The 23,787-nt window shown below is 44.0% G+C and carries 19 protein-coding genes; all 19 read left to right on the top strand.

The window, feature by feature from the left end; all coding sequences use genetic code 11:
- The first annotated feature begins 8 nt into the window (after nucleotides 1–8).
- The 19 genes from mshL (at nucleotide 9) to AB4503_RS22165 (ending at nucleotide 23,775) form a co-directional block, all read left to right on the top strand.
- The gene (mshL, locus tag AB4503_RS22255) at nucleotides 9–1,646 is read left to right on the top strand and encodes a pilus (MSHA type) biogenesis protein MshL (protein ID WP_017065932.1); all 1,638 of its coding nucleotides are present in this window, start codon (nucleotides 9–11) and stop codon (nucleotides 1,644–1,646) included.
- A gap of 53 nt (nucleotides 1,647–1,699) precedes the next feature.
- Entirely contained in the window at nucleotides 1,700–2,539 is an 840-nt protein-coding gene (locus AB4503_RS22250; RefSeq protein ID WP_017061348.1) for an ExeA family protein, read from the top strand.
- Nucleotides 2,540–2,541: 2 nt separating this feature from the next.
- Nucleotides 2,542–3,717: a tetratricopeptide repeat protein gene (locus AB4503_RS22245; protein WP_372115738.1), complete on the top strand. Its 1,176-nt coding sequence runs from the start codon at nucleotides 2,542–2,544 to the stop codon at nucleotides 3,715–3,717.
- Complete coding sequence (locus AB4503_RS22240) at nucleotides 3,707–5,431, top strand: GspE/PulE family protein (RefSeq protein ID WP_372115737.1); 1,725 nt, start codon at nucleotides 3,707–3,709, stop codon at nucleotides 5,429–5,431. Before AB4503_RS22245 ends, AB4503_RS22240 begins: the two co-directional genes overlap by 11 nt.
- 12 nt (nucleotides 5,432–5,443) lie before the next feature.
- Entirely contained in the window at nucleotides 5,444–6,667 is a 1,224-nt protein-coding gene (locus AB4503_RS22235) for a type II secretion system F family protein (RefSeq protein WP_017061351.1), read from the top strand.
- 3 nt (nucleotides 6,668–6,670) lie between these two features.
- On the top strand, nucleotides 6,671–7,126 hold the full coding sequence (locus AB4503_RS22230; protein WP_136982203.1) for an MSHA biogenesis protein MshF: 456 nt from the start codon (nucleotides 6,671–6,673) through the stop codon (nucleotides 7,124–7,126).
- A gap of 79 nt (nucleotides 7,127–7,205) precedes the next feature.
- On the top strand, nucleotides 7,206–7,781 hold the full coding sequence (locus AB4503_RS22225) for a prepilin-type N-terminal cleavage/methylation domain-containing protein (RefSeq protein ID WP_017062964.1): 576 nt from the start codon (nucleotides 7,206–7,208) through the stop codon (nucleotides 7,779–7,781).
- 35 nt (nucleotides 7,782–7,816) lie between these two features.
- Nucleotides 7,817–8,296 carry a type II secretion system protein gene (locus AB4503_RS22220; protein WP_065584678.1) on the top strand — a complete coding sequence of 160 codons (480 nt, stop codon included), beginning with the start codon at nucleotides 7,817–7,819 and terminating at the stop codon, nucleotides 8,294–8,296.
- A 142-nt stretch (nucleotides 8,297–8,438) separates the two neighbouring features.
- A complete protein-coding gene (locus AB4503_RS22215; protein ID WP_372115736.1) occupies nucleotides 8,439–8,957 on the top strand; it encodes a prepilin-type N-terminal cleavage/methylation domain-containing protein in 519 nt (172 codons plus the stop codon).
- Nucleotides 8,954–9,523, top strand: coding sequence for a prepilin-type N-terminal cleavage/methylation domain-containing protein (locus tag AB4503_RS22210; RefSeq protein WP_372115735.1), 570 nt, complete (start codon nucleotides 8,954–8,956; stop codon nucleotides 9,521–9,523). The genes AB4503_RS22215 and AB4503_RS22210 overlap by 4 nt, the downstream gene beginning before the upstream one ends.
- Nucleotides 9,523–10,269, top strand: a complete 747-nt coding sequence (locus tag AB4503_RS22205) for a prepilin-type N-terminal cleavage/methylation domain-containing protein (protein ID WP_050645578.1) — start codon at nucleotides 9,523–9,525, stop codon at nucleotides 10,267–10,269. The genes AB4503_RS22210 and AB4503_RS22205 overlap by 1 nt, the downstream gene beginning before the upstream one ends.
- Nucleotides 10,259–10,687: an MSHA biogenesis protein MshP gene (locus AB4503_RS22200; protein WP_372115734.1), complete on the top strand. Its 429-nt coding sequence runs from the start codon at nucleotides 10,259–10,261 to the stop codon at nucleotides 10,685–10,687. Before AB4503_RS22205 ends, AB4503_RS22200 begins: the two co-directional genes overlap by 11 nt.
- Nucleotides 10,688–10,689: 2 nt before the next feature.
- Nucleotides 10,690–15,114: a DUF6701 domain-containing protein gene (locus AB4503_RS22195; protein WP_372115733.1), complete on the top strand. Its 4,425-nt coding sequence runs from the start codon at nucleotides 10,690–10,692 to the stop codon at nucleotides 15,112–15,114.
- 150 nt (nucleotides 15,115–15,264) lie between these two features.
- The gene (locus AB4503_RS22190) at nucleotides 15,265–16,308 is read left to right on the top strand and encodes a rod shape-determining protein (RefSeq protein WP_017062957.1); all 1,044 of its coding nucleotides are present in this window, start codon (nucleotides 15,265–15,267) and stop codon (nucleotides 16,306–16,308) included.
- Nucleotides 16,309–16,402: 94 nt separating this feature from the next.
- Entirely contained in the window at nucleotides 16,403–17,290 is an 888-nt protein-coding gene (mreC, locus tag AB4503_RS22185) for a rod shape-determining protein MreC (RefSeq protein ID WP_004735927.1), read from the top strand.
- Complete coding sequence (gene mreD / locus AB4503_RS22180) at nucleotides 17,280–17,768, top strand: rod shape-determining protein MreD (protein ID WP_017061361.1); 489 nt, start codon at nucleotides 17,280–17,282, stop codon at nucleotides 17,766–17,768. The genes mreC and mreD overlap by 11 nt, the downstream gene beginning before the upstream one ends.
- Nucleotides 17,769–17,775: 7 nt before the next feature.
- Entirely contained in the window at nucleotides 17,776–18,399 is a 624-nt protein-coding gene (locus tag AB4503_RS22175; protein WP_017066953.1) for a nucleoside triphosphate pyrophosphatase, read from the top strand.
- Nucleotides 18,400–18,419: 20 nt separating this feature from the next.
- Nucleotides 18,420–19,889 carry a ribonuclease G gene (gene rng / locus AB4503_RS22170; protein WP_017061363.1) on the top strand — a complete coding sequence of 490 codons (1,470 nt, stop codon included), beginning with the start codon at nucleotides 18,420–18,422 and terminating at the stop codon, nucleotides 19,887–19,889.
- A 10-nt stretch (nucleotides 19,890–19,899) separates the two neighbouring features.
- Entirely contained in the window at nucleotides 19,900–23,775 is a 3,876-nt protein-coding gene (locus AB4503_RS22165; protein WP_017062954.1) for a YhdP family protein, read from the top strand.
- Nucleotides 23,776–23,787 lie beyond the last annotated feature (12 nt).

The following is a 23,787-nucleotide window of genomic DNA, read 5'->3' as shown; positions in this document are numbered from 1 at the left end:
GTGAAGACATGCGTAAACTTGTAGTAGCAATCCTAGTGTCATCTTTAGTCGGCTGTTCGATGGGGCATAGAGATCCTGTTGAGATTAAAGAGTCTTTAAACGAATCAATTAATGAAGCCAATAGCAGAGCGCTTCATGAGCTGCCTTCGTCGGTTCAAGATGACCTTATGCCTCAGCTTAATTCTGACTCGATGTCTCCGGGGATGGAAACGGTTAAGCGTTTTCGTATTCAGGCAAAAGGCGTTGAAGCGAGAACTTTTTTTGCCAGCTTAGTGAAAGGTACGGAATATAGTGCGGCTATTCACCCAAGTGTGTCTGGAAACCTTACGCTTAATCTAACGGACGTGACGTTAGATGAGGTACTGGCTGTTGCTCAAGATATGTATGGCTACGATATTGAAAAGCGTGGCAAAGTGATTCAAGTTTATCCTGCCGGTCTTCGCACCGTAACGATCCCTGTCGATTACTTACAAGTTAAGCGTTCTGGTCGCTCACTAACGACGATCACCACCGGCACGATCTCTAACTCAGATTCGAATTCATCGAGCTCTTCAAACTCGAACTCAAACTCGTCAAATTCATCTAACTCTTCTAATTCATCAAACTCGACATCGAATGGTGGTACAGAGATTGAAACGACCTCTGAAAGTGATTTTTGGCCACAGCTTGAAGCGGCGGTTGCTCACTTAATTGGCTCGGGCGATGGGCAAAGCGTTGTCGTGACCCCGCAAGCGAGTGTGATTACAGTGCGTGCTTACCCTGACGAAATTCGTGAGGTTCGAGAGTTCTTAGGTATTTCTCAAAAACGCCTGCAGCGTCAAGTTATCCTAGAAGCCAAAATCATGGAAGTAACCTTGAGTGATGGTTACCAACAAGGTATTAGCTGGTCTAATTTATCTAAGTCGATTGGCAGCGGCGGTGTGGTAATTGATCGACCTGGTGGAACTTTGCCTCCATTAGATGCGATCAGCTCTTTGTTAGGCGGGCAAACCAACGTAACGATCTCAGATGGCAGTTTTGAAGCGGTATTGAGCTTTATGGATACTCAAGGTGACCTGAACGTTCTATCAAGCCCACGAGTCACAGCTGCAAACAACCAGAAAGCGGTTATCAAAGTGGGTACTGACGAATACTACGTGACGGATTTATCTAGCGCGGTAGGCAGTGGTGACAACGCGAACGTCGCACCTGAGGTTGAGTTAACTCCGTTCTTTTCGGGTATCTCCTTAGATGTGACCCCTCAGATAGATGATAAAGGTAGCGTATTCTTACATGTTCACCCAGCCGTTATTGAGGTCGAGGAAGAAGTGAAAGAGCTCAACCTTGGTTCTACAACGGGTGTGGTGCAGCTTCCTTTGGCGAAAAGCTCTATTCGTGAGTCTGACTCAGTGATTCGAGCTCGAGATGGCGATGTGGTTGTTATTGGTGGTTTGATGAAATCCAACACCAGTGATGTGACCTCTAAAGTTCCATTCCTCGGTGATATTCCAGCCTTAGGTCATTTGTTCCGTAACACCAATCAGTTAACGCAAAAAACTGAACTCGTGATCTTGCTTAAGCCAACGATCGTGGGTGTGAATACTTGGCAAAATGAGTTGGAGCGTTCACGTGATCTTCTTCAACAGTGGTTCCCTGATGAAGAGTAATTGCTTATTTTCTCTATATAGAGTGGCAGTGTCTCACAAAGCTAGGTCGTCGTATGTATCAAGCTCACTTTGGTTTTGAACAACTGCCATTTACCTTAACGCCGAATACCGATTTCTTCTATGGTTTAGCGCCTCATTTCGAAGCGATTCAGACGGTAATCTCGGCGTTGGAAATGGGCGAGGGCGTGATTAAGGTGACCGGAGAGGTAGGCACTGGAAAAACCATGGTTTGCCGGATGTTGGTCAATCACCTACATGACTGTACAGCTCTGATCTACTTACCAAACCCCGTGTTATCAGGGGCAGACTTGCGCCAGGCGGTTGCAACAGAGCTTGGTTTAGCTGTCGATAATGAAGCAACCTTGGTTGATAACATTCAGCATAAGCTCATTGAATTGCACAATTCTGGTTTAAGAGTGGTGGCTATTCTTGATGAAGCTCAGGCTCTATCGGATGAAGCGCTCGAAACATTAAGGTTGTTTGGTAACCTTGAAACGGAAGATAAAAAACTGCTGCAGATTGTTCTATTAGGTCAGCCAGAATTGGATGCTCGATTAGAGGCTTATCACCTAAGGCAGTTTCGCCAAAGAATCACATTTAGTTCGACACTGAGACCGCTGAATCTCGATGAAACGGTGGCTTATATTGATAATCGAATCGCTAAATCTGGTGGCAGTCCTGAGTTATTCAGCTTGAATCAAAAAAAGGCGATCTGTCGTTCGTCGTTAGGTATCCCTAGATTGATAAACCAACTTTGCCATAAGGCTCTATTGCTTTCGTTCAGTGAAGATAAGAAAAGTATCGACAACCAACATCTTTTTTCAGCTATGCATGAAACGTACGATGTGTGTAAGCCTAAATTTAAAACGCCAATACTGTGGGGTTGGAATTAATTATGAGCGTCATTAACAACGCCTTGTCTGAATTGGCAAAGAAAAAGTCAGCGACTTCGATTGAAGCGGCAGTCGTACCTAAAGTAAAAACGCGTTCCCCCCTAGTTTGGGTTGTTGCAGGTTTTACTTTGAGCTTAGCGATGGGCGGTTGGGCGATATCGCAAGGCCCTGTGATTGATCAGTCTATTGTTGAGCAGTCAATCTCAACTCGAGATTTACAGGTTCAAGTCTCTGTCGTTGATGATTCAAATGGCATTCAGGGAGTTGCTCAACCTATCTCATCGCCAACTAAGAAATTGGTGACACTAGACTCTGCGATCCTTTCAACAGAAAACACTGCGATGGCAAAAAGCGCTCAATCTAAGCCTAGTGTTTCCGAATCAGTTGTTATGTCTGCCCCAAAAGCGACAAAACAACAAACACCGGCTAAAGCTCTAAGCGTGCCTGAAACGACTAAGACTGAAATTCCCCAACCGATTTACGTTGCTAGTGTGGCAAAAAAAGCCCCTGCGTCTATCTCTAATGAGCCTGTAGCCTCTGGTGATTCAGAAAATAGCGGAATGTTGATCGAACAGGTTGAGTTAACTCCGGAACAGCTATCTGTGAATGCACAAGGTCGAGCTCAGAAAGCGCTTGATGCGAACGATCTTACTGGTGCGTTGAAAGGTTATACCGAGGCGCTGCGTTATACCCCAAGAAATGAAGATGTCCGTCAGAAACTTGCGATTCTCTATTTTGGTAAAGGCGATACTCGCAAAGCCTATGAGCTTTATCAGTCTGGTATCAAGCTCAACATCAACAGTGAAAAATTGCGATTAGGGTTATCTAAACTGCTTGTTAAAGCGAATCAATCAGAAGCGGCGCTGAGCCCTTTGGTACACATGCCTCCGCATCCAACTCAAGAGTATCTAGCAATGCGTGCGGCCTTGAGTCAAAAGAGTCAGCAAGAAGAAGTGGCATTGGAAAGTTACCAAAAGTTGGTTGAGGTCGATTCAGATAATGCTCGCTGGTGGTTAGGCTTAGCGATTCAGCAAGAACGTCAACTCGATTTCACAGCTGCTAAAGCGTCATACCAAGGTGCGTTAACCAGAGTCGGTATCTCATCTCAATCACAAAGCTTTGTGCGTGACCGGTTAAAAATACTCAATGCTTTAGAGGAGAGCGGCGATGCAAATTAGATTAAGAAAAAGACTTGGTGATTTGCTTGTCGAAGAAGGCATTATCACTGAGGCTCAAGTTGAACAAGCACTGGCCGCTCAGAAAAGTACTGGGCGTAAGCTCGGTGATGCGCTAATTGAGCTTGGCTTCTTGTCAGAACAGCAAATGCTGAGCTTTTTGTCGCAGCAGTTAGCGATTCCTCTTATTGATTTAAGCCGAGCCGTTGTCGATGTTGAAGCGGTACAGCTTTTGCCAGAAGTACATGCTCGTCGCCTTCGTGCCTTAGTGATTGGGCGCCAAGGTGACACTTTGCGTGTTGCAATGAGTGACCCTGCGGATCTGTTTGCCCAAGAGTCTTTGCTTGGTCAGCTCGGCGATTACGCGCTGGAATTCGTTGTTGCTCAAGAAAGGCAATTGGTTGATGGCTTCGATCGCTATTATCGAAGAACCAAAGAGATCGCCTCGTTTGCAGAACAGCTTCACGCTGAACACCAAGTTAATGATGCCTTTGATTTCGATATCGCTGAAGAAGACAGTGATGAAGTTACCGTCGTTAAGCTGATCAACTCGCTATTTGAAGATGCTATTCAGGTTGGTGCTTCGGATATTCATATCGAGCCAGATTCAAACGTATTGCGTCTTCGTCAGCGTATTGATGGCGTACTGCATGAAACATTGCTGAATGAAGTGAATATCGCTTCTGCACTTGTACTGCGCTTGAAGCTGATGGCAAACCTCGATATTTCAGAGAAACGTCTTCCTCAAGATGGTCGCTTTAATATCCGATCTAAAGGTCAGTCGGTTGATATTCGTATGTCGACCATGCCAGTACAGCACGGTGAATCAGTGGTTATGCGTCTTCTTAACCAGTCAGAAGGCCTACGTAAACTAGAAGAGTCGGGCATACCGAGTGATCTGTTGGTTCGTCTGCGTCAACAATTGCGCCGTCCACATGGCATGATTTTGGTTACCGGACCAACCGGCTCAGGTAAAACAACAACCTTATACGGCGCGTTAAGTGAATTAAACGAACCGGGTAAAAAGATCATTACTGCGGAAGACCCGGTGGAATACCGCCTACCTCGTGTGAATCAAGTTCAGGTAAACCCTAAGATCAATCTCGATTTCTCTACTATCTTGAGAACCTTTCTACGTCAGGATCCCGATATTATTCTTATCGGTGAGATGCGTGACCACGAAACCGTTGAGATAGGCTTGAGAGCTGCACTGACCGGCCACTTAGTATTAAGTACGTTACATACCAATGATGCGGTAGACAGCGCGTTGCGTATGATGGATATGGGTGCTCCGGGTTACTTGGTCGCGAGCGCTGTTCGAGCAGTAGTCGCACAGCGATTAGTTCGTAAAGTGTGTACAGATTGTAAGGTTGAGGATGAGTTAGATGAACCTCGCAAGCAATGGCTGAGCGTCCGTTTCCCTAACCAAGTAGGTGTGCCGTTTATGAAAGGCCGTGGTTGCCAGAACTGTAACTTAACCGGTTACCGCGGGCGAATTGGTGTATTTGAAATGTTGGAGCTAGAGCAAAACATGATGGATGCGCTGAGAGCTAATGATGCGGTAGGTTTTGCTCAAAAGGCGAGACAGTCTGAAAACTATAAACCGTTATTGGCTTCTGCGATGGAATTGGCTCTGCAAGGTGTCGTGAGTCTTGATGAGATAATGCATCTTGGCGAAGGTGATGCGTCCGGTGCCACTGACCCAATTTATCTGTAGGGGTAGAATGATATGCCAACGTATCGTTATGTAGGTCGCAGCTCTGATGGTAGTCAAGTAAGTGGGCAATTAGACGCGAATAACGAAGATCTTGCTGCTGAAAGCTTGATGAGTAAAGGGATCATTCCAACCTCTATCAAACTGGGCAAAAGTGGTGGTTCAGTCTTAGATATGGATGTATCGAGTCTGTTCTTTCCGAGTGTACCGTTAGAGGTGTTGGTTCTGTTTTGTCGACAGTTATACAGCCTAACCAAAGCGGGTGTACCACTATTAAGATCGATGAAAGGCCTCACTCAAAACTGCGAAAATAAGCAGCTGAAAGCCGCCTTGGAAGAGGTGGTTGCTGAGCTAACTAATGGTCGCGGCTTAGCGGCGTCAATGCAGATGCACCCAAAGGTATTCAGTCCGTTGTTTGTCTCGATGATTGGCGTTGGTGAAAACACAGGCCGTCTAGATCAGGCTTTACTGCAATTAGCTGGATATTACGAACAAGAAGTTGAGACTCGCAAACGAATTAAGACTGCGATGCGTTACCCAACATTCGTGATCAGTTTTATCTTGATTGCAATGTTCATTCTTAACATCAAGGTTATTCCACAGTTCTCAAGCATGTTTGCGCGCTTTGGTGTCGACTTGCCGCTGCCTACTCGTATCTTGATTGGTATGTCTGAGTTCTTTGTGAATTACTGGGGCTTAATGCTTGGAGTGATCTTTGGTCTTATCTTCGCTTTTAAAGCTTGGGTGAAGACAGACAAAGGCTTGGAAAAGTGGGATCGATTACGCTTAAAAATGCCGGTCATTGGCGGGGTAGTGAATCGAGCACTGTTGTCACGCTTCTCGCGTACTTTTGCTTTGATGCTTAAAGCGGGTGTTCCACTGAACCAGTCGCTAGCGCTTTCGGCGGAAGCTTTAGATAACCGTTTTCTAGAGTTGCGAGTTCAAGCCATGAAATCGGCCATTGAAGCCGGTAGTACGGTTTCGTCGACCGCGATTAACAGCGAAATTTTCACACCGCTCGTGATACAAATGATCTCCGTCGGTGAAGAGACGGGTCGTATTGATGAGCTATTACTTGAAGTGGCTGATTTTTATGACCGCGAAGTCGATTACGATCTGAAAACCTTAACCGCCAGAATTGAACCCATTTTGTTAACCATCGTTGCAGGCATGGTGCTGATTTTGGCGCTAGGTATCTTCTTGCCGATGTGGGGAATGTTGGATGCGATCAAAGGCTAGGGAATGCTAAATAACCTACAACGCTCACGTTTTGTTATTTGGACAGTGGTTATTCTTTTTCTTATTGTCGGTGTGCTTTCGGCATTCAAAACGGTAGAAGAAGAAGCGACTAACACGGCATTTATCGTCGCGAGCAAGCGGATTTTAGAGCAAGCCAATTTGTTCAAACAGCAGTATTTGTTATCGGGTGCTGGGCAAGAAGAAGGCTCGGAACCCCCAAAGATCTACAGCAGAACTGGGTGGGTAATGCCTATCCAAGGTACGGAGCGAGACTGTAATTATTGGCTGGATCAATTATATCCTCAAGGGAGCATTTTAGGGCTAAGCTCTCCAAGAGTTGAAGATAAAAGTGACAACAGACACTTTCACTGTAGTTATCATTATGCTGATAAATATCAGGTAGATATATTACTTGAAAGAGAAAGGTTTAGTGTAAAAGCCAATATTTTGGCTTTGTGAAAATATTGACAGTTTTAGTATGGTTTTATACGTGCGCGAATGTATAATGCGCGTTAATAATTAGATGAGTAGGTAGAAAATGCTTAAGAATCAAAAGGGTTTCTCCCTTGTCGAATTAGTGATAGTGATCGTGGTCGTTGGTTTATTGGCGGTTGCTGCATTACCTCGTTTTCTCGATGTAACTGATGAAGCTAAGAAATCAAGCATTGAAGGTGTCGCTGGTGGTTTTGCGACCGCTGTTTTGTCGGCAAGAGCACAGTGGGAAGCAGAAGCAAGACCGTCAGAGAAGATTGGTGTTGAGACATACAATACTGTAAATTATGATGGTGTTGATTTTTGGTTAACAAGATCAAAGAACAGTAGCAACGTCGATACTGACTTTCGAGATGGCTATCCGTGGACTCTGAACAATAATTCGAGCACCGCGCCACAAGATATTTCAGATGAAACATGTTCTGAACTGATGGAAAACTTGCTGCAAAATCCACCTAAAGTAGGTGCAGTGGCAGATGTCGCTAACGACTCAAATTACAAATATTCAGCGCAAGCGAATTCAGGTGATGCAACTTGTACTTACGTTCAATTAGAAGGTAGTACTGAGCATGAATTTGTTTACGAAATTAAAACTGGTCGTGTGACCGTAACTTTGCAGTAAGTCTGCGTAAAATTAAACATAGAGAGAGCTTAACTATGAAAAGACAAGGCGGTTTCACCCTAATCGAACTAGTGGTTGTAATTGTTATTCTAGGTATTCTTGCTGTAACTGCGGCACCACGTTTCCTAAACCTGCAAGATGATGCGAAGAACGCAACTCTTGAAGGTCTAGCGGGTGCTATCCAAGGTGCATCTGGCATCATTTACGGTAAAGCTGCAATTGCTGGTATTGAATCTACATCTGGCGCTGTAAGTACTGGTGTTGGTACTCAAGAAATTGAGACCTTCTTGGGTTACCCTGAAGCTACATCCACTGCAATCTCAGCGATTGTTCAAGGTATTGGTACTGATTTTATCTTCATTCGTGAGGCTGATCGTAGCGGTAACACTGCGGGCGTAGCTTACTTTGGTCTAGATAACTACACTTCTAACTGTGTTCGTTACACAGAAGCAAGCGGTACTAACGAAGCCACTGCTGCAATGGTGGCAGACGCTACAAACTGTACTCCAGAATAATTTTATTCAATTTATGAAGGCCAGCTCCTGCTGGCCTTTTTTCTATCTACAACATATAAATATCAAAACTATTCATATACATAAGATCACTACATTCGTTATCTTGTATAATCAGTATTCGCTAGGCAGTTAGAGGCTCATTATGGATAACAGCCCCACACACAACGGCTTTACTCTGGTAGAGCTGATCATCGTTATCATTATCCTCGGTATTGTTTCCACCTTTGCCGCAAGTCGCTTCGTCGGTACATCTAGCTTTTCTACTTTTTCTGCACAAGAACAAGCTATCTCTGTGATTCGTCAGGTTCAAGTGAATAGAATTCAAACTAATATCCCCAACTTATACAATTATTGTAACGACACGAGTAACCTTGATCTTCAAAAACTTTGTCTACGCAGCCGTATAACTATCAATGCTAGTTGTATTGGTAGCTCAAGCGGTTGCAGTGCTAGTGACTCTAGCTCCCGGAGCGATTCAGTTGTAGCTGATCAAGTCTCGTTTAGTGTTACACCTTCAGTGTCACAAATTACGTTTGATCTTCTCGGTAACCCGCTTGATACCGCCAGTAGTGGCGTGAGCATTCTGATTACCTCAGGGCAAAACCAAGCCAGTGTGTGTATTAATTCTCAAGGTTACGTGCGCGAGGGAGCATGCTTATGATGCGCTCCCGTGGCTTCACTCTTATTGAAAGTATTGTGGTGATTATCGTATTGGGCATTGCGATGGTCACGATTACCAGTTTTTTAGCACCACAAGTGGCAAGTTCAGCAGACCCACAGTATCAAAACCGTTCAGTGGCCTTAGGTCAGAGTTTGATGAACCAAATGTTGGCACGTGGTTTTGATGAACACAGTGATTTTGATGGTGGTCTGGTGCGTTGTGGGGATGCTGGTGCGACTGCTTGTTCTGCGCCTAATGAACTTGGTGTTGATGGCTCAGAGGCAACGCCCGCTGCTTTTAATGATGTCGATGATTATATTGGCTGTTGGTACACCGATACCACTGAATCAGCATGTGTATCTCCTATTAAGTACCCACTTGCTAATATCCTAGATGAAAATATTGAAGGCAGTTATGCCAATTTTAGAGTTGAAGTCTCCGTATTTTACGATCAAAACATGGATGGTATTAACGATAATGCTATTGGCACGATGAAGCGTGTTGAGTTACAGATCTTTGGTGGCAACAACCGCTACAGCGTTATCGCTTACAAGGGGAACTACTGATGAAGCAACGTGGTTTTACCTTAATTGAGATGATTGTAACGATTGTCGTCGTAGGTGTGATTGGTTTAGCGATCGCAGGCTTTGTTGAATACGGCATGAAAGGTTATGTCGACACTATCGATAGACAAAAGGTGCAAGTAAAAGGGCAGTTTGTTGTTGAGAAAATGTCGCGAGAAATCAGTCACGCGGTCCCTAACAGTTTTGATTCGAGTATTACTCCGGCTTCGGTTTTTGCTCAAAAATGTCTTACTTTTTACGCTATTAAATACTCAGGCTTTTATCACCTTGATGAAGCGACAGATGAACTGAATTTTATTATCGGCCAAGACTCCCCAATACTCGATGCAGATGATTTCCTTATTATCAACCCAACCGCGTACTCGGAGTTGGTGGCTGGTTCAACTAAGCGAATTCCTGTGTCGGGGTTAGTCTCAACGAGCAATGTGTTTACCGCTTCTTCAGTAAGTTTGAGTAGCCAATCTATTGCTAAACGTCATTATATTTACGATGACAGTGACAGTGCTCCGGTGAGTTACTGTTTAGTGAACGATACTATTCAGAATCAAGGTTTAATCCAACGTAACGGAGTCACTGTGGCGGATAGCATCAATTATGCCGACAGTAATTTTCGTTACGAAGAGCCAAGTTTACAAAGAGGTGGTGTGATTCACATCGATCTTGTACTTGAGCAAAACAATGAAGTAAGTGTTTACCAACAAGATGTGCAGGTACTTAATGCGCCATAGTAAATCATCTCAACAAGGCAGTGTTTTGGTCGTCGCAGTATTTGTTATTGTGGTGATGGGCTTCCTCGCGACTTCTTTAGTGCAAGTTCAGTGGTCAAATCACGATACGTTGACGCGTAAACAACTTGGAACACAGGCTTGGCTATTAGCACATTCCGCTAATGAGTGGGCACTCACTCAAGTTTATCCATTAACGGTTTCGCCTGCGGTTTCAACCAGTGTGAGCACCGTCTGTGGTAACTTAAATTCAAACCAAGTGAGTAGTGGGATGTCGACTATCTGTGCAGTTGAAGAGTTAACTTGTACTCCGATCGGAATTTTAGATGATGTTGGTTTTTTTAAGATTGAATCAACAGCCGTTTGTGGCTCAGGCATTAACCAAGTACAGCGTATTCAAGAAGTTTGGGTGAGGGAGTGAGTATGAAATTATGGGTTGGTCTTTTTAGAGCCATTAAAAATCTTCCTCGTTGTTACGCGAACTTTTTGAAGCTCAGTGCAATTATGATTACTTTGTCTGGGATATCTTTCGCCTCGATGGCTGATGATTTCTCTCCTCAGCAGTGTAATGACCTTAAAAGGCAGGATGGCTTTTCTGTCGCTTTTACTGTTCCTAACCCCAAAAATTTAACCATAAGTTTTACTTCCAATAATTCGAACGTCGCACTTTGGTCTAGCGTTTGGTGGCGTTGGGCTGAAATTAAAGATTCAACGGTTATTCCTGGAGATAAAGGCTTATTGATTTATCGGCCAACTCAGAATAATGGTAAGAGAGGTGAGTTAGTATATAAACTTGATACAGGTTTAGGTTATAGATTTGTTTCTTCTACACAAATTTCCATTGATGGTGGTAATGGAACACTACAGATTTCTGGAGATAATGCAGAGGTTGAATGTGCTACTGGTGATAAAGAGCCAACGCCTCCCCTCGTTCTAGAAGACGTACCTTATGAGTTTGGAACTATTGAAGGTATGGATTGTACTCATGGGTGTAACCTATTGTTCCAAAAGCAATATGAGAATCCTATTGTATTCTTAATGTCGACTATTAACCCTAATGATATCGTAAATAGTGTACCAACTAAGGCGAGTGTTGCGACTATTTGGGATTCAAAGAAAGGTGCAACAATTGAGAGTGAATCGGCTGAGAGTTATAGTTCCACGGATCGAATGTCGCCTATTTACTACTTTGTTACTGAGCCAGGAAGGTTAACATTTTACGATCACAATGGAGCCAAGGTTTATGGTGAAGCTGGTAGTATCGTAACTTCTAAATCTCAATGTAAGGGTAATGCTTGTGGCAACTCTGATTGGGAAACGGTCTCATATCAGGGAGGTGATATTACAAACCCCGTGATCATGGCTCAAGTTCAGGGCAAGGACCGAGATTGGGCCACAACAGCTATCTCTGGTTTAACTAACCAAAAATTTAAGCTTGCTCTAGAGCGTGGTCGACAAGGGCCAACTTCTTCAGCTAAGCAAATCGCTTATTTAGCTGTCCCTACTTTTTCAGGGCAAGATGAGTCTAAAACATCAAAAATAGAGTTTTTCCAAGCGCCTGGTACCTACAACCAAAAAACTGAAATAGAGCCAGGTAAATCTATAGGCTGGTCATGTCTGAATAACGAAATATCACTACATCAAAACTTTAATAAGTTTGGTGTTATTGCTAATAAGCAAACCCGAAATGGTGGTGATGGTGGTTGGCTACGTTATTGTAAGCAGTATGTGAGTGGAGGAGAGTCGCAATTTACATTCGCATTTGATGAAGATGCTACTTCTCTTAGTACTCGTAAACATGGAGCTTATGAATCAGTAGGCTATTTCGCATTTGAAATTCCCGAGGTCGAGATTCCGGTTAACGTATGTAACTTGTTTCCTGAGCCTATCCAAAGTTGGACTGGGGTTGAGAGTTCATTGATTATTAATAATGGGTGGGGCACAACTTTCAATGGCTGGTCTCCCGATTATCTTGATGCTTTTTCAATTGACAATGATCGATCTTGGAGTCCATCTAATCCTGATCCCGAGAGTTTGCTTTTAGTCGGATTTGATTTAGAGGGAGGTACAAATCAAATGTACAACCATGATGTCTGTGGAGATGATTTAGGTTGTGCTGTAGGGAATGAGGATGGTCAACTAAACCGACGAAAGATTGACCATAGTTTGTTGCCTAATGTTCCGAGTCGTTCTGTAACAGAGAGCCTAGCTATTGATAAAAACATCAAGTCTAGATGTGATGCGTCAAACTTGTGTTCATTTGAGTTAGCAGGAGCTAATGCTAATGTGTATATCAATGAAGACTTGAAACGACTATATATAAATGATTTAGGCAATGAGTATCCAGAAATAAGGGTACACCTTAAAGATGGTTTATATATTGATGATTTCGAAATATCAAATGGTAGTGGTTTAGTATTAATTATCCCTGAACAATCATCAGTAACTTTTAATAACTTTTTGGCTTCGGATACAAGCCGAAGTGATTTTATATTTGAAAATAGCTCTAAAATAAATGTAGTTACAAGCTTTAAATTTAATAATAGCGTCGATATTGTTAATGAGAACGCATACCCAATCATTTATGCTCCAGATGCAACTGTACAGTTGAAAGGAAACTTTAGAGGCTTTATTTTAGCGAAAACACTTAACCTGCCAAACTTACTTACAGTGGAAGGCGCAGTTACTGCTGCGAGCGTTGTTTCGCAGAGTGGTTTAGTTATTAATAAACCTGACTATAGCTGTCCACTTCCTCCACTTCCAACTGGTTCTCTTGTCGTTACCCCAAAATATTCTCATGTTCTAACTTGTGAGGTCGCTGAGGTTGAGTTTAAAGTCGTAGATGATGATGGCAACGTGATTAGCACAGTTCAAGATAACTTCACTGCATCACATTCACCAAATTCTACTGGGAAGTGGTGTGAAGATGAGAATGGAAACAGTTGCTCTACATCTTCGGGGGATTACCAAAGTCACTTTGTTAATGGGCAAAAAACTTTGTACTTATCTTCATCTAAGTTAGAGAGTTATGATGCCAGTGGTACTTGGAATGGTGATTTAGAAACGGCTGCATCAAAAATTAACTTTGTACCTTATAAGTTCGATGTTGATGAACAGTTTGTTGTGGCTGGGGATGATTACCTCGTGACGGCAAAGGTATCCTCTTGTAATTCGCAAGATTCTTCTTTATCACAAGATTATGTAGGCACCCCTAAAGTTAGTTTAGGTATCGTTCAACCTGCGAACGGAAATAGTGCGATAACCTTATTAGATTATACGCCTGATTTTGAGGTGAGTGATAACGGTGAAACAACCGACACACTTTCGATTCAAGAGTCAGGTCAGTTCAAAGTAACTCTGACCGACAGCACCTTTGATTGTAGTGAGATGTCGGGTTGCCCTGAGAGTGGTATTGATAAACTTTCTGGTAGTTTTTTGGTGAATTCTCGTCCTTGGCAATTTGCTATTTGTACGGGCAGCAATTCTGATGGTAACAGCAGTGGTGGGAATGCGTTTGTTGCAGCGGGGGAAGAGTTTGACGTGTTTGCTAAACCAATTAGATTCTCGAGTAACGCTAACCCTTCGTGTAACAATAGCTTAGTAACACAAAACTATTTGCTGTCCTCTGGTGCTGTCGTTGCAACTCATACTCTGGATACTCCTAGCAATAATGGTGCAGTGCTTGGTAGCTTAGAGCCTGGTAGCCAATTGACTCAGTCTAGTTCCGATATTAGTCTTGATGATAATGGTTATAAATTCAAAAGTTTAAATTATTCAGAAGTTGGTAGTATAAATTTTGAAGTGACCGAAGACTCGAGCAGCTTTTATGGCAAGATTCTTGGCGGATTTTCTGGAAACAAGAATATAGGTCGTTTTTATCCTGATTACTTAACACTTATTAGTAACAGTTGGAACTATTCTAGCGGTCACGATAGTTTTGCTTATATGGCACAGGGTATTTCTTTCAATTTTATCGTTGAAGCCCGCAATCGAGATAACGAACCAGTGACTAACTATGGTCTATTTGCGGATTCATTAAAGGCATCGATTAAGCATGTAGCGATAAACGAAGAAGATGGTGCAGTTTTAAATACAAGGGTTTGGTTATCAGGAGAAAAGGATGCGGACCACATTAGTTGGGGAGAAGATGATTGGTCTTCGGCTCGTTTAACAATTGAAAATTTTGATTATGAATTCTTAAGGTTAGCTAGTGAAGATGGCCCGTACGATGACACTACTAGTGAATTTGGGGTGTGGGTCAGTGATAAAGTTGATGGTGTAGATTTACAATTTCTAGACTTAGACAATACTAATACAGATTATACCAATGGTACAAAGTTTAATGCTCAACCGGATTTTAGATATGGAAGGATGTCTCTCAAAGATGTAGGAGGTAATCAAGGTAGTAGTATCCAAGTTCCATTAGAAGTTCAGTATTGGTCTGGAAGTAAATTTGAGATTAATTCAGATGACAGTGGAAGCCAGTTTAATGGTAGTGATTACTGTGTAACTAAAATTTGGCATGATTCAGAGGTTACAGATGCCAAATTAACTAGCGATACAGATGATAATGGAAGTGATGATATTGTCTCAGTATTGAAGGGGGTATCAAGTAACCTTATTGCTAAGCAAGATACTAGTCGTCGTGAGCAAGTCAGGTTGTTTTTAAGGCAGGGTAGTTCACCAAGTGGAGCTACTTGTTTTGGAAGTAAGGGAACTCAACCTTGGCTACAGTATAACTGGAGAGGCTTAGGCGATGAAGATCCATCCACCGTCGTCACATTTGGTATCTACCGCGGTAACGATCGTGTGATCTACCGAGGTGAAAGTGGCTTAACAGGTCAGTAATAATATAATTTTTGCCCCTTAAGTTAGGAATCTGTAAGAAATTGCGGGTTTCAGTCCATGTTTGTACTTCAATGCCTTGCCGTAACAGCAAGGCATTGGTACATTTAGTGCAATTTTTGTCTTCTAATTCTTGCAGGATGAGCGAAGAATATGTTTAAAAAACTTCGTGGCATGTTTTCAAACGACCTATCGATTGATTTAGGTACAGCCAATACCCTTATTTATGTAAAAGGCCAAGGCATTGTTCTTGATGAGCCTTCAGTTGTAGCTATTCGCCAAGATCGTGCGGGTTCTGCAAAGAGTGTCGCTGCTGTTGGCCACGCTGCTAAGCAAATGCTTGGTCGTACGCCTGGTAACATTTCAGCGATCCGTCCAATGAAAGATGGCGTAATTGCCGACTTTTACGTAACGGAAAAAATGCTTCAGCACTTCATCAAACAAGTGCATGACAACAGTGTGCTTAAACCAAGTCCTCGTGTTTTGGTTTGTGTACCTTGTGGTTCAACACAGGTTGAGCGTCGTGCTATCCGTGAATCAGCGTTAGGTGCTGGTGCTCGTGAGGTTTACCTAATCGATGAGCCTATGGCTGCTGCGATTGGTGCTGGCCTACGTGTCTCTGAGCCAACAGGTTCAATGGTTGTTGATATCGGTGGTGGTACTACTGAAGTTGCGGTTATCTCACTGAACGGTGTGGTTTACTCGTCTTCTGTTCGCATTGGTGGTGACCGTTTTGATGAAGCGATCATCAACTACGTTCGTCGTAACTACGGCAGCTTGATCGGTGAAGCGACAGCAGAGAAGATCAAACACGAAATCGGTTCAGCTTACCCTGGCGATGAAGTCGAAGAGATCGAAGTACGTGGTCGTAACCTTGCTGAAGGTGTGCCTCGTAGCTTTAGCCTAAACTCAAACGAAATCCTTGAAGCACTTCAAGAACCTCTATCTGGCATCGTATCTGCAGTCATGGTTGCACTTGAACAGTGTCCACCAGAGCTGGCTTCTGATATCTCAGAAAACGGTATGGTACTAACAGGTGGTGGTGCACTGCTTAAAGACCTTGATCGCCTGTTAACAGAAGAAACAGGTATCCCTGTTGTTGTTGCAGAAGAGCCATTAACGTGTGTTGCTCTAGGTGGCGGTAAAGCTCTAGAGATGATCGACATGCACGGCGGCGATCTGTTCAGCGAAGAATAATATCTAGTGTTAGGCTCTTTTCTTATCTAGTTTTATGTAAAGAGCCTAGGACCTTGTCTATAGGATCAAATGTAGCTCTAGGACCAAATATAGAATGAAGCCAATTTTTGGTAGAGGTCCCTCTCTACAATTGCGCCTGTTTTTTGCTGTAATTTTATCAGCCAGCCTTATGCTGGCTGATAGTCGTTTAGATGCTTTCTCAAATGTTCGCTATCTATTAAACAGCATGGTTGCGCCTATTCAATATGCAGCCAACTTGCCTCGCACTATGTTCGATGGTGTTTACGACCGTTTTAGCACTCGCAAAGGGTTAATTGAATCTAACCATAATATTAAACGAGAAGTCTTGCGTCTGAAGAGCGAGCTGATTCTGCTTGAGCAATATCAAGAAGAAAACAAGCGCCTTCGTAAGCTGTTAGGCTCGCCGTTTATCCGTGATGAGAAGAAAGTCGTCACAGAAGTTATGGCGGTAGACACTTCACCATATCGCCATCAAGTCGTGATCGACAAAGGTCAGATTGATGGGGTGTATGAAGGTCAGCCGGTGATCAACGAAAAAGGCATTGTCGGCCAAGTCACTTTCGTTGCTGCTCATAATAGTCGTGTATTACTACTCACTGATGCAAACAATGCGATTCCTGTTCAGGTTATTCGTAATGACATCCGTGTGATTGCTTCGGGCAATGGCATGATTGATGAGATCCAACTAGAGCACATTCCAACCAGTACCGATATACAAGAAGAAGATCTGTTGGTGACATCAGGTCTTGGTGGGGTATATCCAGAAGGTTATCCAGTCGCCTATGTTACGGCCGTTGATTACGACCCGAAACGTGAGTTCGCTGTGATTAAAGCAGAGCCTGTGGTTGAGTTCGATAAGCTCAGATACCTGCTGCTTGTATGGCCTGATGAAAACAAACAGATGCAAGCGGATCAATCGAGCATAGAACAAGCATTGTTAGAGGGCGAAGATGGCCAATAGCGTTTTGAGAAGCAAGGTAGTAATTTTCTGCTCATTTTTAATAGCACTGATTCTGCAGACGATCCCTTGGCCTGGTAGCTTAGATTTATTTAGACCATCTTGGTTACTGCTGGTTACGTGTTACTGGGTTTTGGCTCTACCGCATCGTGTTAACGTGGGTAGTGCTTTGATTTTAGGCTTATTGTGGGACCTTTTGATCGGCTCTACTCTGGGTATTCGAGGCATGATGATGGCAATAGTGATGTACATTATTGCGATGAACTTCCTCGTCATTCGTAACATGGCGTTATGGCAGCAAGCGATGATCATTGCCGCGTTAACGGTCTTGTTTGAGGTGTTGATCTTCTTTGGTGAATATTTGATCCAAGATGTTGTTTTCAATCCGTTATCGTTATGGAGCGCATTGATAAACTGTATACTTTGGCCTTGGATGTTTTTATTAATGAGACGCGTGCGTCGCCATTGGCATGTGAGGTAGCGTGACGATGGAAAAGAAACATTTAGTTTTGGCATCCGGCTCTCCACGCCGCAAAGAATTGCTATCTCAACTCGGTTATGAGTTTTCTGTCCTCGTAACCGATGTTGAAGAGTGTAAACACGCTCAAGAAACCGCCGAAGAATATGTTAAGCGACTATCTTTAGATAAAGCTTTAGCTGCGTTGTCTTTATTGAAAGATAACCCTTCTGAAAGGCAGCATGTCGTTCCTAGTTCTGATACTGTAGATCATGGCTCTGATATAGTCGTTCTTGGTTCTGACACAGTCGTCGTAAGCCAAGGGCAAGTGCTTGAGAAACCCACCGATTTTGCTGACTCTAAGCGCATGCTTACTCAGTTAGCGAATGAACGTCACCAAGTGATGACGGCGGTTTCTGTGGTTTCAGAAGAAAAACAAAGAACAGAAATCATTATTACCGACGTATGGTTTAAACCCCTCAGTGAAAAAGAAATAGAACAATACTGGCAAACAGGGGAGCCATGCGATAAAGCCGGTAGCTATGGGATCCAAGGTTTGGGCGGACGCTTTGTCACCCGAATCGAAGGTAGTTATTACGCCGTTGTCGGCTTACCTTTATTTGAAACGGACCAGCTACTGCAAGAATTCTTATAATTACTAACCTGAGGTGCACCATGAGTGCTGAATTGTTGCTGAACGTGACCCCGAGTGAAACTCGTGTGGCCATGATTGAAGGGGGGGCTCTTCAAGAGATCCATGTCGAACGAGATGCTCGACGCGGTATCGTAGGAAATATCTATAAAGGACGTGTAAGCCGTGTTCTTCCGGGAATGCAGGCGGCTTTTGTGGATATAGGTCTTGAGAAAGCAGCTTTTTTACACGCCTCTGATATTGTCCCACACACTGAATGTGTCGCTGAAAACGAAAAGAAACAATTTCAGGTTCGTGATATTTCAGAGCTTGTCCGTCAAGGGCAAGACATTGTGGTGCAAGTGGTCAAAGACCCTCTTGGTACTAAAGGTGCTCGCTTAACCACTGATATCACTCTACCGTCTCGTTATCTGGTATTTATGCCGGGCGCAAGTCATGTTGGTGTATCTCAACGTATCGACAGCGAGTCTGAACGTAACCGTCTTAAAAAAGTCGTGTCTCGTTACTGTGACGAACACGGTGGCTTCATCATCCGTACTGCGGCTGAAGGCGCTGACTCGAATGAACTTGCACAAGATGCCGCTTTCTTGAAGCGACTTTGGCTAAAGGTTCTTGAGCGTCGTGGTAAACACAAAGCGCGCACTCGCTTGTATGGTGAACTTTGCCTAAGCCAACGTATCTTGCGTGATTTTGTCGGTACTGAGCTGAGTAAGATTCAGGTCGATTCTCGTCTAGAGTATGAAAACCTAAAAGAGTTTACCTCTGAATACGTGCCAGAGCTGACAGACAAGCTTGAGCTGTATGAAGGTGATAAACCTATCTTTGATATGTACGATACCGAGAACGAAATTCAGCGTTCATTGGATCGTAAAGTCGAATTAAAGTCTGGTGGATATTTGATTATTGACCAAACTGAAGCGATGACCACGGTTGATATCAACACTGGCGCGTTTGTTGGTCGCCGTAATCTAGAAGAGACGATTTTCAACACCAATGTAGAAGCGACTCAAGCGATTGCTCGTCAGCTGCGTCTACGTAACTTAGGTGGCATCATCATTATCGACTTTATTGATATGTTGTCTGAGGAACATCGTAAGCGAGTACTAACTTCTTTAGAGGCTGCGCTCGACAAAGACCGTGTGAAAACCAATATTAATGGCTTCACGCAGCTTGGGTTGGTTGAGATGACTCGTAAACGTACTCGTGAAAGTATTGAGCATATCCTATGTTCGAGCTGTCCTGCTTGTGAAGGCCGCGGCAGTGTGAAGACAGTTGAAACCGTTTGTTATGAAATTCTTCGAGAGATCACGCGAGTGAATCGTGCGTACGACGCCGATAAATTTGTGGTCTATGCGGCAGCTGCCGTAGCTGAGGCGTTAGAGGGCGATGAATCTCATGCGCTTGCGGAGCTTGAAGTCTTTATTGGTAAGCAAGTTAAAATCCAGGCTGAGCCTCTGTACATACAAGAGCAGTTTGATGTTGTTATGATGTAATGGAAATTTTGTGAGCTCAAGCGTTACTCTGATTCTACGTGCATGTTTATGGTTAGTGGTTACTCTCTTAGTAACGCTAGCCATTGCCGTTACTACACTGCGTGTAGCCTTGCCCAATTTAAACAAGTATCAATCTGAAATTGAGCTTTGGGTAAACCAACACTCCGGTTTTGATTTTTCGATTCAAGATGTGGGCGGTTTTTGGCGTAACACTCACCCCTCTATTGCTCTGCAAGGCGTTAAAGCTAGCCTCCCCAATGCAGAAGATGTGACCTTCTCTGTTGAGCGTGTTGAAGTCGAGTTTGACTTGATTCAATCGCTCGTGCAGATGCGCCCGGTTGTGGCCGATCTAGTCATGAATCAAATGTATCTTGATATCCGCTCAATTGATCTGTTTGCCGGACAAAATAGCAAAGACGAACCTACAGATCCCGAGTCTTCCAAGCGAGTGATACAAGAGCTCGATAATTTACTGCTAAAAACACTCGTCGATGTAACTGCAAAAGATTCTTCTATTCTTTATCACTCTGTTTCGGGTGAAGAACGTCAGCTCGATATAGAAACCTTAAAATGGCAAAATTCAGACAAACATCACCTTGCTGAAGGTGTGGTGAGTATCAAAGATGCCAATCTAAACTCTCTGTCAGTGAGTGCTAACTTTATTGATGGTGGGTCACTGACTGATGTGACTGGTGAGTTTTATGTCAGTGCCGACAGCATTTCTGTTAAGCCATGGCTTACGCATTATATGCAGGCGGAATCCGGCATTGAAACGGGTACTGTGAGCTTGAATAGCTGGCTTACGCTGCGAAATAGCAAGCCAGTGAGCGCTTATGTTGAGGTTTTACCCTCAGAACTGGCGTGGAACGAAGATGGCGAGCATGACCTCATGCTTGAGTCCGGTGTCTTTAAGTTGTCGCCGACTGATGATGGTTGGCAAGTAAATGGTCACTCACTAAACCTTAGAACGGATGACACACCTTGGCCGGAACTCGACGTAGCGTTCAAGTGGAATCAAGGTCCATGGCAACTCAACATTTCTGAGCTGGATATTGCGACTATTACTCCGTTGATTAAGCTGCTGCCTGACTCTGAACAATCAACCAAAATGATTAACGTATTGGCGCCGGGCGGCTCTGTTTCTGATATCCGTGTTTCCATGGGTTCGGGAATTGACAGTTTACGTTATTCAGCCAGTTTTTCTGATCTTGCTATCGAGCAGTGGGAACTAGTCCCAGGCTTTAGCCAAGTGTCTGGTAGTGTGTTTGGTTCGGCCTCGGAAGCGAAAGCTAGCCTGCATGTTATTGACGATGTGTTCCCTTATGGTGACGTATTCCAAGCGCCTTTGAATATCAAACAAGGTCAGGTTGATATTGTTTGGCAGCAAGATGAAAACGGCTGGAAGCTGTGGTCAGACAAAATCACAGCTGCCACCCCCGATTTACAAGTACTAGGCGCATTCCGCTTAGACTTCCCAAAAGATGCGAGCCCGTTTTTATCCTTCTACGGCGAAGCGGACGCTTACAATGTCGGTGAAACATGGCGCTACTTACCTACACTGGCTCTTGGGCAAGATCTAACAGACTACCTTTCAACTGCGATTCAAGCCGGTAAAGCGGATACCGTAAAACTGTTGTGGCATGGTGATTTGTCTCAATATCCATACACTAACCACGATGGTATTTTCCAGGTTTGGGTTGGCTTAGAAGATGCGAAATTCAGCTTTGATACCGCGTGGCCACTGATTACTGATCTTCAGCTTGATCTGTTGTTTGAAAATGATGCGATGCATCTGGATTCTCGCTCAGCTCAACTGATGGATGTGACGGCAGATCGAATCACAGGACGCATTCCTTATTTAGGGGAAGGCGGCCATATTGAAATTGAAGCTAAAGCGACGGCGTCTGGCAACGCAGTACGCGATTACATGACGTCTTCGCCACTGGTGGGCTCGGTAGGCGCAGCCTTAACCGCACTTCAAGTGAGTGGTGATGTCTCTTCTGAGTTCCAGCTGAATATTCCGTTTGATTCTGAAAAAGAAGCAAGAGCATGGGGTTACGCCGACTTAAGTGGCAACCATGTTGAGATTGAAGCGCCGCCAATGGTGCTCGAGAACACCACGGGTCGAATTGAATTTGATAATGACGTAGTGACGGCAAATGGCCTCGCTGCGGATCTGCTTAACCAAGGTATCTCGCTTGATTTTAAGGGCCTTAATGATGGTCCTGGCTATGCAGTTGATATTGATGTGTTAGGTGATTGGGACGTCAAGCCTCTAGAACCTTACATCGGTGAGCAATGGTTAAGCCGCTTATCAGGTCATGCGCAATGGCAAAGCCAGATTGATATCCAGCTGAATGATATCGGCTTTACCTACCAACTAGACTTACAGTCAGACCTAAAATACTTGGCGAGTGATTACCCATATCCATTGGCGAAAAAATCACTAGAAAGTGGCTCTGCAAGGCTACAGGCATCGGGTAACCAAGAGACGATTACCGCGCGCCTGCAATTGCCAAACACCAAGTACCAAGCTGAGATTGATATCACAGGCGACGTGCCTGAGTTAACGGCGACCAACTTAGTGCTTGGTCGCGGTGGCTACAAAATTAGCCCGGTGGTGGGCCATCACGCACTGATTCGTACAGACAAATTCAATGCCGATGATTGGTTATCGGTTGTAATGGAACCGGTAAAGCCTTCAACGGCTGTACTTAGTCAAATGAACACGCCAACCATACCTGCGCCAAGCCGTATTACCTTTGAGAGTAAAGAGCTGATCTTGGGTGGTATCTCTTGGAATGACGTCGATTTTAGTGCTAGTAAGAACAAACAGGCGTGGCAAATGGAAGTGTCTAGCCAAGAGCTAGAAGGGGATATTAACTACCTGCCTCCTTATGATTTGACAGTTTCACTGGATCGTCTGCATCTGTTTGTTCCTGAGTGGAGTGATAAGAACAACCAAGATCAGCAACTGCTGCAACGTAAAGAACAAGCTGCGCCATTGATATCCAAATTGGATAGAGAGATCCACGATGCGATGCCAAACCTGACCCTGACGCTGAACGACTTTTGGCTGCAAGGCTACAAGGTGGGTAAGGTCGATGTTGAAATGACGAGGAACGAAGATCGTATCGAGTGGAACAAAATCCAGGTGCGAAGCGGCGGTAACAAAGCGGATGTGAGTGGCTGGTGGGAACTGCAAGGTGACAAGAGTCATTCATCGTTAACCGTTGATGTTGAAGGTGAAAACAACAGCGAGCTCATGGAGCGCTTTGGTATTACTTCCGGGATTCAAAAAGCGCCATTCGCGTTGGAAGGTCAACTAAATTGGGATGGTTCGCCTTGGGGAATCAAAATGGATACCCTTGATGGCAACGTTAAAACCAAGTTTGGTAAAGGCATTATCTCGGATGTGAGCGGCGCAGCTCGATTACTTGGCCTGTTTAGCCTAGATTCGATCATCCGTAAGATGCAGCTCGATTTCTCAGATGTGTTTGATAAAGGTATGGCCTTCAACAGCATCACCGGAACGGGCGAGATTCAAAATGGTATCTTCCTGACCAATGATCTGAACATGGATGCGGTCGCAGGTGAGATGAAAATCAAAGGTATCGCTAACCTCAACACGCGTCAGGTTGATGCTGAGGTGAACTTTACCCCAGATATTACCTCGGGTATTCCCGTATTAACGGCCTTTGCGGTAACCCCTCAAACGGCGCTGTACGTATTGGCGGTGACCACGGTTATCTCGCCAGTTGTGGAAGTCTTTACCCAAGTAAATTATTCGGTGAAAGGACCATTGGATTCACCAACGGTGAGCGAACTTTCTCGTAGCTCTGGCGAGTTTCAGCTGCCAGAGAAGCTGAGAAAATTAGCCGAATAGGCCTTAAATCAG

The organism is Vibrio sp. 10N.222.55.B11, from assembly GCF_041473705.1.
GTDB lineage: Bacteria > Pseudomonadota > Gammaproteobacteria > Enterobacterales > Vibrionaceae > Vibrio > Vibrio crassostreae_C.
Note: the sequence above shows the minus strand (reverse complement) of the source record. Positions and strands in the feature narration are given on the sequence as shown.